This is a genomic window from Agrobacterium sp. MS2 (genome assembly GCF_003261015.1).
GTDB classification, from domain to species: domain Bacteria; phylum Pseudomonadota; class Alphaproteobacteria; order Rhizobiales; family Rhizobiaceae; genus Agrobacterium; species Agrobacterium pusense.
The window spans coordinates 308,714-321,495 of sequence record NZ_QLNF01000012.1 but is presented as its reverse complement, the minus strand read 5'-3'; the positions used below and the strand labels follow the sequence as shown (position 1 = coordinate 321,495).

Below are 12,782 nucleotides of genomic sequence, written 5' to 3'. Positions count from 1 at the left end.
TTGAGCCGGGATCCAGCGCGATCAAATCTTTGATAGCGAAAGACTCTTTCACAGCGCCGACTCGCCGTCACTGGATGCCGGGTCAAGCCCGGCATGACGGAGGAAAGGTTTTCGCCCCTAAAGAGACTTTCTCACCTGCGAACTAACCGTATACAGCCAGCCCGCCCCCTCACCACCGAATACTGTACCGCGCACTTACCCCCGGCCGGAAATGATCCGCATAACCCTGATCCAGCGTCCCGCGCACCGTCAGGTGATCGCCCAGCTTCTGTTCCACCGCGACACCGCTGCTGAACTCGTTGAAACTGTTGCGGCTCGCCCCCGTCAGCACGAAGGCCGTGCCGGTTTCCGAGCGGGACAGGCGCAGCGATTGTGAGACATCAAGCCCGTTCCATTGCTGCGCCGTGCCGTCATACCGCACGGTGAAATTGCGGTTCGCCTCGATATCCAGCTCCGGCGTAACGATGCGCTTCTGCTGCGAGGTCATGGAAACGCTGCTCGACCCTGTCAGGGCGTTGAACATGACGCCGACATCCCGCGCAAGCGAGACGCCCGGCAGCTGTTCGGCCAGCAACGTGACATTACCCCACAGCCGCACCGGCGTATCCACCACCTGCCCCGTCTTTGAGGCATTCATGCCCATTTCCAGCCCGGCCCGGATCGGGGTATCGACCGGCAGTTTCGCGCCGATGCGCGCCGTATAGGACCGATCGGAATTCTTGACCGGCTTCCAGATCAGCCCCGCCTCATCGGCATGGGCGGCCGCGGCTGCGGTGAAGAACAATAATACAAGGGCAGAACCCGTTCGGAGCGACATACTTGTCCCCTGGCAAATTAAGGGCGCACCGGGAGAACCCGGCAAGCACGGTAAAAGCTAAGGCCAATGGTTTGGCTGCGATGAAGCCACATTCAAGCGGCGCAATGCCCGAACGGCCGCTTGATACGACCAGGCAAATCATGCTGCGCAGGGTGCCAGATGAACGGGAGATGAACAAGAGCATATGCAGCAAAAAATCATGCTGCACTGCATTGTGATCGGGAAGCTTCACATGGCCAGGTATCCCGGCCGCTTGACGAATCGGCGTTTTCCAACGGATATTCGTGAGCGCGTGGCCTGCGCCTAACCTCCACGACCTTCCCCAGCAGGGTCTTCCACGGAGGCAAAGGGACTAGTGTCTCAGGCAATTGTCTTGGTCCGATCGTTTCGGGCGGGTTGCTGGGGAACTGCGTCTGAGACGTGAAAGGCCTGACAATGACGCAAAATAGCAATTTAAAACGTCGGGTGAGAGCTCGCGCGGCCAAAACAGGCGAATCTTATACAGCTGCTCTCCAGCATATTCGCAGAATACCGGACGCTCCTATGAGCAACTCAATAAGGGTGGCGGTCGCGCAGACATCCTTGATCAACGATCCTCGTGATATCTCCGCCCTAAAAACCTGCGGACAGGAAATACGCCGTCTTATGAACGATGCCCATCTTGCTGGCGCACGTCTCATACACTTCCCTGAAGGGGCAACGTGCTGGCCGCATAAACGGATCATGTCAGAGACTGGTCCGCGAAAAATAGGCCCTTCCGACTGGACACGCTTTGAATGGGACACTCTGCGCAAAGAACTGGAGGCGACCAGAAAACTGGCGCGCAAGCTGAAACTCTGGACAGTTCTCGGTGCCGTCCATCGACTGACGCCGCCGCACAGACCATATAACAGCCTGTACGTCATCTCAGATCGTGGCGCGATTATAACCCGCTATGATGAACGTCTGTTGTCGAAAACCAAAATCTCGTTCATGTACTCGCCGGGACACCTCCCCGTGACGTTCGACGTCGATGGGTTCCGCTTCGGTTGCGCGCTTGGCATGGAGGCGCATTACCCGGAAATATTCATGGAATATGAGAAGCTCAGTGTTGATTGCATGCTGTTTTCTACCGCAGGCGAAGACGCTTCAAATGCCCCTGCATTTGCCGCCGAGATATTGGGGCATGCAGCGAGCAATACCTACTGGGCCAGCTATTCCACACTTGCTACCCAAAGTCCCGGCGCCCCATCGGCAATAGCAGCGCCGGATGGTCAATGGGCGGCGCAATGCCCGGTCAGTGGTTTACCGGCCATTGCGGTGGCGGACGTCATCATCAATCGAGAACATCCCGCGCGACCATGGCGGCAAAAAGCGCGTGGCGATCTATATGCACCTCACCAGGTGGATAACGATCCTAGAAGCGATAGCCGGAACCAGTTCTAGCATTCTGCACCTGCCAGTGGCGCTGATTTGTGCCACTGGCTACGTCGCTCAGGGCGGAACCACTCGCATCTTCCCAAACAAAAAGGCCGCAGCTTTCGCCACGGCCCTTCCATTCAAATCAGCTTGCGCTGAAGAAGATTATTCGGCGTCGCCTTCAGCGGCCTTCTTCTTGGCCGGAGCCTTCTTCTTCGGAGCGGCTTCTTCGCCTTCAGCGGCGTCGTCAGCCTTGGCAGCAGCCTTTTTCTTGGCAGGCGCCTTCTTCTTGGTTTCCGTGGCTTCTTCGCCGTCGTCAGCCAGCAGCTCTTCCTTGGAAACGGTCTTGTCCGTTACCGAGATTTCGGTGAGCAGCTTGTCGATGACCTTTTCTTCGAAGATCGGAGCGCGCAGCGAAGCGGAAGCGCCGGGGGTGTTGCGGAAGAAATCGAGGATTTCCTTCTGCTGGCCCGGGAACTGCTGCAGCTGCTGGAACAGCGCGCGCTGCATTTCCTCTTCGGTCACTTCGACGCCGGCCTTTTCGCCGATTTCGGAGAGAACGAGGCCAAGACGGACGCGGCGTTCAGCCAGCTTGCGATATTCTTCGCGGGCTTCTTCTTCGGTCGTGTCTTCGTCAGCGAAGGTCTTGCCGGACTGGGCGAGATCGGTGTTGATCTGGCGCCAGATGTTGTCGAACTCGGCGTCAACCAGGCCAGCCGGCGTGTCGAACTTGTACATCTCGTCCAGCTGGTCGAGGATCTGCCGCTTGACCTTCTGACGGGTGACGTTGCCGTACTGGCTTTCGATCTGACCCTTGACGATTTCCTTCAGCTTTTCAGCCGATTCGAGGCCAAGCTTTTCGGCCAGTTCGTCGTTGATTTCAACCGGAGCGGCAGCAGCAACTTCCTTGACGGTGATGTCGAAGTTGGCTTCCTTGCCGGCAAGGTTCGCCGCCGGGTAATCGGCCGGGAACGTCACGGTGATGGTCTTTTCGTCGCCGGCCTTGACGCCAACCAGCTGGTCTTCGAAGCCGGGGATGAAGCGGCCCGAACCGAGAACCAGTTCAGCGTCTTCAGCAGCGCCGCCGTCGAAGGCAACGCCGTCAACCTTGCCGAGGTAGTTCATGGTGACGCGGTCGCCTTCAGCGGCCTTGCCCTTCTTGGTCTCGTAGGTGCGGGCGCTTTCGGCGATCTTGAGGATCTGCTCGTTGATTTCGTCTTCGGTCACTTCCACAACTTCGCGGGTAACCTTGATGCCGTCATTCGCCTTCAGTTCGATGGCCGGAATGATTTCGTAGGCAACGGTGAATTCGAAGTCGGATTCGGCCGACAGGATCTTTTCAGCTTCCTGCTCGTCTTCGGTCATGGAGATCGCAGGCTGCGTTGCAGACTTCTCGCCGCGGCTGGAGAGGATTTCGGACGGCTTTTCACGAACCAGCTCGTTGACGAGGTCGGCCATGATGGACTTGCCGTACATCTTCTTCAGGTGGCCAACCGGCACCTTGCCGGGACGGAAACCGTTGATGCGAACCTTGTCCTTGGCGTCGACCAGGCGCTCGTCCAGACGGGCCTTCATGTCGGCAGCCGGAATAACGACCTTGAGTTCGCGCTTCAGCCCTTCAGCGAGCGTTTCGATAACCTGCATTTTCCTAACCTTCACATCATGGCGGCGGTGCTCAGACAGCCGTTGGTTTACTTTCGAGCACTGCGCCGGAAACATCGTTCCCCGGCCGTGGCTTCCCTTATTTCTTACACAAGCGCCTGCCGGACACCGTTACGCCTGCACCGGAGAACAAAGACCAAAGGGGAGAAATGAACCCCGAAGCTCCCCGCATCCTGTAAGGATGCACTCTGGCGCAAGCGTGGCACAGCCATGCCTTGCTTGTGGTGCGGGTAGAGAGACTCGAACTCCCACGCCGAAGCGTTGGTACCTAAAACCAATGCGTCTACCAATTCCGCCATACCCGCACGTTGGGCGGCGGTATGTCACAATGTTCAGAAAGGGTCAAGCACGCCGTTCCGCTGCCTTTCGTTTCGCCCGGACTTTTCTTGCCAGCCGGCCTGGGCAGAAGGAGGCCCGGCCCGCTTTCGCGACCGGCCAACGGATTTTCGGAACACGAAAGACCGGCAAGCCTTCAGGATACAGGGACGAAAGCGGCGTAGCGCGCCATCGTCCTCCCCGATTACCGACCCCCCTATCATATGGCCGCTTCACGCTAACACGCGGCCGCATTGACATTATATATAATATGGCACGGCGGGCACATGATGGCGCCGGTACCGCCGCACGCAGCCGCCGCATGACGCACCGCCGCAAGGCTGCAGCGGATAACTCCATCAAAAGCACACAAATTGGTCACAAATTATGCATGAATCGCCGCAATCGGGGCATTTTACCGGATTGCATTGCGTTTAATGCATAGGTGGCATCTTGCTTTGTCTGTTTTTGTTTTGATTAAACCGATTATATTCGTGGTCATACAGACATCGAGTTCAGCCCCGGACCAAAGCCTCCCAAGACTGGCCGCGGCGACTGAACAGCACGAAGAGGAAGATGAAAATGAACATTGCACGCTCGCTCACCAACTGGCGCAAGTATCGTCAGACCGTAACCGAACTCGGCCGCATGACCGACCGCGAACTGAATGACCTCGGCATTGGCCGTCAGGACATCCGCCGCGTCGCCAAGACCGCCGTCGGCTTCTAATTGGACGCCCCGCCGCTCTGCGGCGGATGCGAGACGACCTACCCAAAAGGCCTGAGGCTTCCGCCTCTGGCCTTTTTTCGTTTTGGGTGGCGCCCCAACTCCAAGCAATTCGTCTGTACCGCCTGCTGGGCCGACGGATAAATGCATTGATGCCGAGTGTTGGCGTACGGCAGGATGATGTCCGGGCCTGCTCCGATTGCCCTCTCACGCCGCAGAGCCCTTTCGAAAGCCATCTAAGGCCGCCATATCCTCAAAGCCGCCTCAAAGGCAGGCATTTCCGCTCATATTTTGCCCATATGATACCCAAAGCCGCAAATTTAGACGACATACTGCACAAATGCATGGCAGTAGCCTAAATTCTGCACTGCACAACATGGCTTCATGTCTATATATAAACCTCAACAGCCGAGAGCACAGAGAAACCGCTGAGCCGGCAGACGAAATCAACAGAGATAGATTGAGGAAACGACCATGAACCCTATCCGCATCGCAAAGAACTGGATCTCCTACCGCCGCACGATCAACGAACTCGGCAGCCTCTCCAACCAGGCTCTGAGCGACATCGGCCTGACCCGTTACGACATCCGTAACGTAGCAGCCCGTTCGTTCCGCTAAGGCGTAAACGATCGTCCCGCTGCCCGACCTCCAGGGCGCGACGATTGAGCGACAGGTTAAGAAAGCGGCGCCTCTGGCGCCGTTTTTGATTCTGGAGTTTCCGCTGCAAGCAGCTATTTTTCGAAGATGCACTCCTGGCTTCCGCCACCATTCGGTTTTACAGGGCCGGCCGGCATTTCGGATACGGGCGTTAGGCCAAATACATCGGGTTCGAGATCGCCGCTTGTTTCTTCTCCCCGAGGGGGCCAGCTCCCCTGATATCTCCAACCTCGCCCCCTCATCCCGCTGCCGCGACCTTCTCCCCGGCGGGGAGAAGAAGCAGGCAGCATCCGCCCGCTTCAAAATGCGCGCCTGCTCCTCGATCCCGGCGGGAGCTTCGTAGCCCACTAGCCTCCATCCGCCAAAACCATTTGGCTGCCCCCGCCATGCATGCTAGTGCATCGGCAAACAATGCCGCGTCCTTTTAGGACCCGCGCGGAACACTCACTCGAATGACGGCCGCCGGACGGGAGCCTTGGCCCCGCGGCCGCCCATGGACACCGAAATGCAAGACAAGACCATTTCTCCCATTCACGTCGTCGGCGGCGGGCTGGCCGGCTCGGAAGCCGCATGGCAGATTGCGGAGAGCGGCGTTCCCGTCATCCTGCACGAAATGCGCGGTGTGCGCGGTACGGATGCGCATAAGGGCGATACGCTGGCGGAACTGGTCTGTTCCAACTCCTTCCGCTCCGACGATGCGACGGCGAACGCGGTCGGTGTCATCCATGCGGAAATGCGGCTTGCCGGCTCGCTGATCATGGCCTGCGCCGATAAACACCAGGTGCCGGCCGGCGGCGCGCTTGCCGTTGACCGCGACGGATTTTCCGAGGCCGTGACGAAAACGCTGGAGGGTCACCCACTGGTGACGATCGTCCGCGAAGAGGTGAACGGCCTGCCGCCGAAGGAGTGGGGCAACACGATCATCGCGACCGGGCCTCTTACCTCGCCGGATCTTGCCGCCGCCATCCAGGCCGAGACGGGTGAGGATGCGCTCGCCTTTTTCGACGCCATCGCCCCGATCGTCCACCGCGACAGCATCAACATGGATATCTGCTGGTGCCAGTCGCGTTACGACAAGGTCGGCCCCGGCGGCACGGGCAAGGACTACATCAACTGCCCCCTGGATGAGCAGCAATATAACGCCTTCATCGACGCGCTGATCGCGGGAGACACGGTCGGTTTCAAGGAATGGGAAGGCACGCCCTATTTCGACGGCTGCCTGCCGATCGAAATCATGGCCGAGCGCGGGCGCGAAACGCTGCGACATGGCCCCATGAAGCCGATGGGCCTCACCAATGCCCACAACCCCACCGTCAAGGCCTATGCCGTCGTCCAGCTGCGCCAGGACAATGCGCTCGGCACGCTCTACAACATGGTCGGTTTCCAGACGAAGCTGAAATACGGCGTTCAGGCGGATGTGTTCCGCATGATACCCGGCCTCGAAAATGCGGAATTCGCGCGCCTCGGCGGCCTGCACCGCAACACCTATATCGATTCCCCCGCCCTGCTTGACCGCTCGCTGAAGCTGAAATCCCGGCCGGACCTGCGTTTCGCCGGCCAGATCACCGGTTGTGAGGGTTATGTGGAAAGCGCCTCCGTCGGCCTCCTCGCCGGCCGCTTCGCCGCCGCCGAGCAAAAGGGCGAAACCCCGAGCCTGCCGCCGGCTACCACCGCGCTAGGTTCGCTGCTCAACCACATCACCGGCGGCCACCTGTCTTCCGATGATGAACCGGGCAAACGCTCCTTCCAGCCGATGAACATCAATTTCGGCCTCTTCCCCGAACTGGAGCCGGGCTCGATCGTCAAGCCAGAAGGCGTCAAGCGTTTTCGCGGCAAGGACAAGACGATCATGAAACGTCAGCTGATCGCGGCGCGGGCGTTGAAGGATTGTGCGGCGTGGCTCGCGACGCCCAAAGGCGGCGCGGCGACCTGACTGACGCCGAGACATGGCAACCTGGCATGACCGCCGTCGTTACATCACGTTCCATTTACCAAAATCGGATTTGCCGGTCTGATAGGGATAATGCCTTGAGAAGAAGGGATTGACTGCGGCAACGTGCTCGAAGGTGATCGTCGTTCCAAAGAGGATTGAGAACAGCGGCTGGTAGCTGTAGCGGCCGGAGACAACGATGATCGCTTCCTTGGGGCCAAATCCACCGTCAGTCACTGCCTTTTGCCATCGCACGTCCTCGGCCGATCCAAAGAAATTATACGGCCTGAATTGTTCTTTAGGCGTGCCGCCGGTCAGCTCAACGCTTCGCAAAGTCAGATTGAGCTTATCCGTTGCGAGGATGCCGTTGCCCGCGATGATCGCGAATTGGGACACACCGGTTCTGACCCGTGTCTCGAACTCCGGAAATCGTGCCGACCATCTGGCCGCATTATCGATCACGGTGACAAAACGATCATAACTGATCCAGCCTCGTCCGACTTCGACAATGACTGCCAGAAAAAGAATGAGGACCGGCGCCAGAAGTCCCATCTCGACGGCAGCGGCGCCGGATCGGCAGGAGAAGAGCCGGAAGATACGGTGTGAACCCATGCCGATCATTCCGTCACCCGTACGGCCGTGACCGCCAGCGACACATTCTGCAGCTGACGAACGCCTCCGAACTTGGGCACAAGCAGATCTGTCGTCGGCATGACGAAATTCCAGTTGTAGCCGATCGCAAGTATATATTGACCGGCAGAACTGTTCGGCGCCTGAAAGCGGTTGACGATGGGGAAGGAGATCGGCGTCGCGACGATGTCGTCATCGGCTATAGGAACAAGCGTTATCTTCAGGGTTTCCGTGTCCGTCGCCCCGATAAACTTGGCCGCGATCGCACGCCGAAGCGCGTCCGCAGTCACCTGCTCCCGCTGCATCGCCGCTTTACGAAGATATTCTATGCCTGCAGTCGTGGCCGTCGACAGGTTGAGATGATAAAGGAACAACAGACCGATTTCCAATATCCCGAAGATCAGAATGAGGAAGAACGGCATCAATATCGCGACCTCAATCGCTGCTGCCGCCTGCCTGTCATCGGCAAAACGCCGATAATGCCCGAGCCACCGGTTATTGAAACGAGAGGACGTTGGACGTTTTTTTGGCCGTCGAGCTTCGACGCGGTTACCGGCGCTCATCGCCGTACCTTCCGATATATCTCAGTTCGAACCCGGTGATGATGCCGCCGACGCTGTCACTGAAACCCGATGCGGCGATGGTGAGCTTGTATACGGAGTAGGTGTCGACCGTGAATTTCTTCTGGTAATAGCGCCACTTGATGGCCTGATCGACGGGATTTTCCATGCCCGGTCCCTGCCGCATGTTGAAGACCGGTTTTACAGTGCCCAATTGTGGCAGAAGCTGCTGCAGGGTGACATCGATGCCGTTCGTCTGCTCAGCGGTAATCAGCTTGCCGGGATTGGAAGGGTCCTTGAAATGACTCTTACGGCCGTTGTACCACACGGATATCTCATAGTAGCCGGGATGAAGCTCCACTTTTTTGAAGATGGAGCTGTTGGCGTTCATGGGCTTTTTACCTCCCTGCCTCACCGCGCCCCAGTCGCTGTCCAGTTCGATCACGTAGCGCGTCGGCAAGGACGCATTATTGCCCATGGAGTCGTCGACCATATCTCTGGGCGTGTTGGCCGCCTTGTCTGTGTCTTTGATATCGCAGGCCTTGTCGTTGAGGGTTTCCTTGTCTTTCTCAACTTTCTGCGCAAACCCGTCCGGATAGCCATCCCAGTCGTGGTTCTTGCGGCAGCAGGGGCTGCTCCAGTCCTGCAATTCGATACCGGGGTCTGTCCCGCCGTCCCAGCGGATCTCGGTATAGCGATAGACCCCCCAGCAACCGCCGGGGGTCCTTGCGGTGACCCCGTTTTTTAGAACGCGCTCTTTATCGAGTGACGTTTTCTCAAAATCATTATTGACCAGCACTTCACCATCATAGGGATAAGGCGGGATGCCCTGGCAAGTGTAGTTCAAACGATACTTGAATTCGTCGAGGCTGAGCATCTTGGCAAACAGCAGATTATAGCCGAACTCCGCCCTCATATCCGTGCGCAGCCAGTCAATGACAACATCGCGGGTGATCACCTTTTGTTTTGTAGACTGGATCATCGAATCGAAGGTTGTAAGCACGGCTTCCCGGCGGTCCTCATCTTCAGGCGTATCGGTACGCGTGGGCTTGGTCGATCGTTCGCAGGCCAGCGCCATGACGCGCTTTGACTGGTTGTAATAGACCAGCGCCCGGCCGCCTTCGAAAAGCACCCCTAACAGAAGGACGAAGAGGGGCAGCAACAGTGCGGTCATAATGGCGAAAGCGCCCTTGCGGTCCTTGAGCAGCGAGAAAAACGCTCCCCTTTCCCGTGCTGCTTTTTTTATCGGCCTGCTCGTCATCAAAACACCGTCTCATGTCGCTGATCACCATGGGAAAGGCGCGCTGTGAAAAGCGACTGGCCTGGCTTTCTGCGACGCTAAATATGTCCGGCTAACGCCGGTTGATTGAAAATAGCTCTTTGGCCGCCTGCGGCGCTGCTTTTCGGGCAACGTCGCCTGAGCACTGAAAATACAGGGGTCAATTAACACGCAAACCGTAAATCAAAGCTCAATCGGAACTGAAAAATATGACGTAAATTCATATGCTTAGTTTATTTATTAATAAATTAGCTATCTTCGATAAAAGCGCATGAGCGTGTGACGCCGGTATAGGATTTGCATCCACGGTGACATGCGTAAACACAAACTTGGGCTTGCCCCTTGTCCCTCCAGCCAAGCTCGGGCAAAACAGCCCCATCCAATCACGAGACAATGCCAGGAGATAAGATATGGACGTCCGCGCCGCCGTTGCCATTCAGGCAGGAAAACCGCTCGAGGTCATGACCGTTCAGCTCGAAGGTCCCCGGGCCGGCGAAGTGCTGATCGAGGTCAAGGCGACCGGCATCTGCCACACCGATGACTTCACCCTTTCCGGCGCCGATCCGGAAGGCCTGTTTCCGGCCATTCTCGGCCATGAAGGCGCCGGCATCGTCGTGGATGTCGGACCGGGCGTTACCTCCGTCAAGAAGGGCGATCATGTCATTCCGCTCTACACGCCGGAATGCCGCGAGTGCTATTCGTGCACCTCGCGCAAGACCAATCTCTGCACCTCCATCCGCGCCACGCAGGGCCAGGGCGTGATGCCGGACGGCACCTCGCGATTCTCGATCGGCAAGGACAAGATCCATCACTACATGGGCTGCTCGACCTTCTCGAACTACACGGTTCTGCCGGAAATCGCCGTCGCCAAGATCAACCCGGACGCCCCCTTCGACAAGGTCTGCTACATCGGCTGCGGCGTCACCACGGGCATCGGTGCGGTCATCAACACCGCCAAGGTCGAAATCGGCTCCACGGCCATCGTCTTCGGTCTCGGCGGCATCGGCCTCAACGTGCTGCAGGGCCTGCGTCTTGCCGGCGCGGACATGATCATCGGTGTCGACATCAACCCGGACCGCAAGGCCTGGGGCGAAAAATTCGGCATGACCCACTTCGTCAACCCGAAGGAAGTCGGCGACGATATCGTGCCCTATCTCGTCAACATGACGAAGCGCAACGGCGACCTGATCGGCGGCGCGGATTACACCTTCGACTGCACCGGCAATACCAGGGTCATGCGCCAGGCGCTGGAAGCCTCCCATCGCGGCTGGGGCAAGTCGGTCATCATTGGCGTTGCGGGTGCTGGCCAGGAAATCTCCACGCGTCCGTTCCAGCTCGTCACCGGCCGCAACTGGATGGGCACCGCATTCGGCGGCGCGCGCGGCCGCACGGATGTGCCGAAGATCGTCGACTGGTACATGGAAGGCAAAATCCAGATCGACCCGATGATCACCCACACCATGCCGCTCGAAGACATCAACAAGGGCTTCGACCTGATGCACAGGGGCGAAAGCATCCGCGGCGTCGTCGTGTACTGATCGGCCGGCAACATCAGCAGGCGCGCAGCACGCGCGCCTGCCCATTCATGCAAATGTGATCGCTCCTTCGGCCTTGCAGCCAGCGCGATTAACGGGACGGTAAATCTATCGTTGTAATCCCATAACGCGCGGTGGGGTTGAAAAATCTCTTCCTCAGGCCGAGTGACGCCAGACAGCGGAGAGCGCCCCTGAAAATCGTATCGATCGATAACGGAAACCGCGCCGCCGCCATCAGTCTTCTGACGAAAGGTTTCCCTGAAAAGAGCGAGGCCTTCTGGTCCCGCGGGCTTGCGCTGATCGCCGAACATCACGAACGCCGGCAACTCGGTCCGGTCGGGCAATTGCTGATGAAAGGTGACGCCGCCGCCGGTGTATTGCTGACAATCAAAAGCCGCCTGCCGGATACCGGCACTGTCGTCGTCAATCTGTCCAGCTGGTATGTCGAGCCGGCTTGCAGATGGTTCGCGCCGCGCATGCTGCAAATGGCGTCGTCTTCAGAGGATGAGGTCTTCACCGACCTCACCCCCTCGGCCGAAGCCTGCAGGCTGAATGAGAGGCTGGGCTTTCACACGGTGACGGATTGCACGCTTTTTTATCCCCTGCCGTTGAAGGCGTTGCGCCCCTCGAGCGCCCGCCTCATAACGCTTGCCTCCGCTCAACCCGGTACGCTGACCAGCGAGACGCGTGAGATGCTTGAAGATCACGCGCGCCTCGGCTGCATCGTCGCCATCATGCAGGCGGATGGCCGTCATTACCCGCTGGTCTTTCTGAAAACGGCGACCAAAAGGGCGCCCTCCGCGCGCCTCATCTATTGCGAGGACCGCGCAGTCGTACAAAGACACATTTCCGCGATCGCCCGCCATCTCCTTCGCCACGGCAGATTTGCCATGACGATGGCTGCACTCGAGGGTGAACGAAACGCGGGCGGCTTCGCTGCACATAAATCTGCGCCGATACAAGTAAAAGGCGCATGGAACCCACAATTTATTAACGAAACATACTCAGAGTTGGTGTTATTGCCACCATAGGTATTTTAGTGGTGCTGGGGTTGTCCTGACCGAAACCTGGCCTTTACAGATAAACGGGGTTCCGGTGCGGGAGCCATGGAAAATATACGGGGAGATCGGGGAATGAACATGCTTGCAGCAAAAACGAGCGAAATAGAGATTGCTGATACCATTCACTCCTATCTTTCGGACCGTTTCCCTGCCTATGCACCTTTTTCGGCCGACACGCCGCTTCTCGAGGGAGGCGTCATCGATTCGCTCGG

Annotated in this window: 11 protein-coding genes and 1 tRNA gene; 6 read left to right on the top strand and 6 right to left on the bottom strand. The window is 58.2% G+C overall.

Annotated elements, in window-relative coordinates:
- Window positions 1–169: 169 nt before the first annotated feature.
- Window positions 170–817: a hypothetical protein gene (locus tag DOU54_RS06270; RefSeq protein ID WP_004442052.1), complete on the bottom strand. Its 648-nt coding sequence runs from the start codon at window positions 815–817 to the stop codon at window positions 170–172.
- 435 nt (window positions 818–1,252) lie between these two features.
- On the opposite strand from DOU54_RS06270, the gene DOU54_RS06265 reads away from it, so the two are divergent.
- The gene (locus tag DOU54_RS06265) at window positions 1,253–2,242 is read left to right on the top strand and encodes a carbon-nitrogen hydrolase family protein (RefSeq protein WP_113380577.1); all 990 of its coding nucleotides are present in this window, start codon (window positions 1,253–1,255) and stop codon (window positions 2,240–2,242) included.
- 138 nt (window positions 2,243–2,380) lie between these two features.
- Here DOU54_RS06265 and tig read toward each other — a convergent pair whose 3' ends face one another.
- Complete coding sequence (tig, locus tag DOU54_RS06260; RefSeq protein ID WP_004442056.1) at window positions 2,381–3,859, bottom strand: trigger factor; 1,479 nt, start codon at window positions 3,857–3,859, stop codon at window positions 2,381–2,383.
- A gap of 240 nt (window positions 3,860–4,099) precedes the next feature.
- Window positions 4,100–4,182, bottom strand: a tRNA-Leu gene (locus DOU54_RS06255).
- A 592-nt stretch (window positions 4,183–4,774) separates the two neighbouring features.
- Here DOU54_RS06255 and DOU54_RS06245 point away from each other — a divergent pair.
- The 3 genes from DOU54_RS06245 (at window position 4,775) to trmFO (ending at window position 7,508) form a co-directional block, all read left to right on the top strand.
- Entirely contained in the window at window positions 4,775–4,921 is a 147-nt protein-coding gene (locus DOU54_RS06245) for a DUF1127 domain-containing protein (protein WP_004442060.1), read from the top strand.
- Between the two features lie 471 nt (window positions 4,922–5,392).
- Window positions 5,393–5,536, top strand: a complete 144-nt coding sequence (locus tag DOU54_RS28375) for a DUF1127 domain-containing protein (protein ID WP_003495735.1) — start codon at window positions 5,393–5,395, stop codon at window positions 5,534–5,536.
- A 532-nt stretch (window positions 5,537–6,068) separates the two neighbouring features.
- Window positions 6,069–7,508, top strand: coding sequence for a methylenetetrahydrofolate--tRNA-(uracil(54)-C(5))-methyltransferase (FADH(2)-oxidizing) TrmFO (gene trmFO / locus DOU54_RS06235; protein ID WP_162749516.1), 1,440 nt, complete (start codon window positions 6,069–6,071; stop codon window positions 7,506–7,508).
- 39 nt (window positions 7,509–7,547) lie between these two features.
- On the opposite strand, the gene DOU54_RS06230 is transcribed toward trmFO, so the two are convergent.
- Genes DOU54_RS06230 through DOU54_RS06220 form a run of 3 tightly spaced genes read right to left on the bottom strand, consistent with a single transcriptional unit; the run spans window position 7,548 to window position 9,956 of the window.
- The gene (locus DOU54_RS06230; protein ID WP_004442066.1) at window positions 7,548–8,117 is read right to left on the bottom strand and encodes a TadE family protein; all 570 of its coding nucleotides are present in this window, start codon (window positions 8,115–8,117) and stop codon (window positions 7,548–7,550) included.
- A 5-nt stretch (window positions 8,118–8,122) separates the two neighbouring features.
- Window positions 8,123–8,698, bottom strand: coding sequence for a TadE/TadG family type IV pilus assembly protein (locus tag DOU54_RS06225; RefSeq protein WP_113380576.1), 576 nt, complete (start codon window positions 8,696–8,698; stop codon window positions 8,123–8,125).
- Window positions 8,685–9,956, bottom strand: coding sequence for a pilus assembly protein (locus DOU54_RS06220; protein ID WP_113730945.1), 1,272 nt, complete (start codon window positions 9,954–9,956; stop codon window positions 8,685–8,687). Before DOU54_RS06220 ends, DOU54_RS06225 begins: the two co-directional genes overlap by 14 nt.
- A gap of 428 nt (window positions 9,957–10,384) precedes the next feature.
- On the opposite strand from DOU54_RS06220, the gene DOU54_RS06215 reads away from it, so the two are divergent.
- Entirely contained in the window at window positions 10,385–11,512 is a 1,128-nt protein-coding gene (locus DOU54_RS06215; protein WP_022556250.1) for an S-(hydroxymethyl)glutathione dehydrogenase/class III alcohol dehydrogenase, read from the top strand.
- A 137-nt stretch (window positions 11,513–11,649) separates the two neighbouring features.
- Window positions 11,650–12,540, top strand: coding sequence for a hypothetical protein (locus DOU54_RS06210; RefSeq protein ID WP_113380574.1), 891 nt, complete (start codon window positions 11,650–11,652; stop codon window positions 12,538–12,540).
- Window positions 12,541–12,782 lie beyond the last annotated feature (242 nt).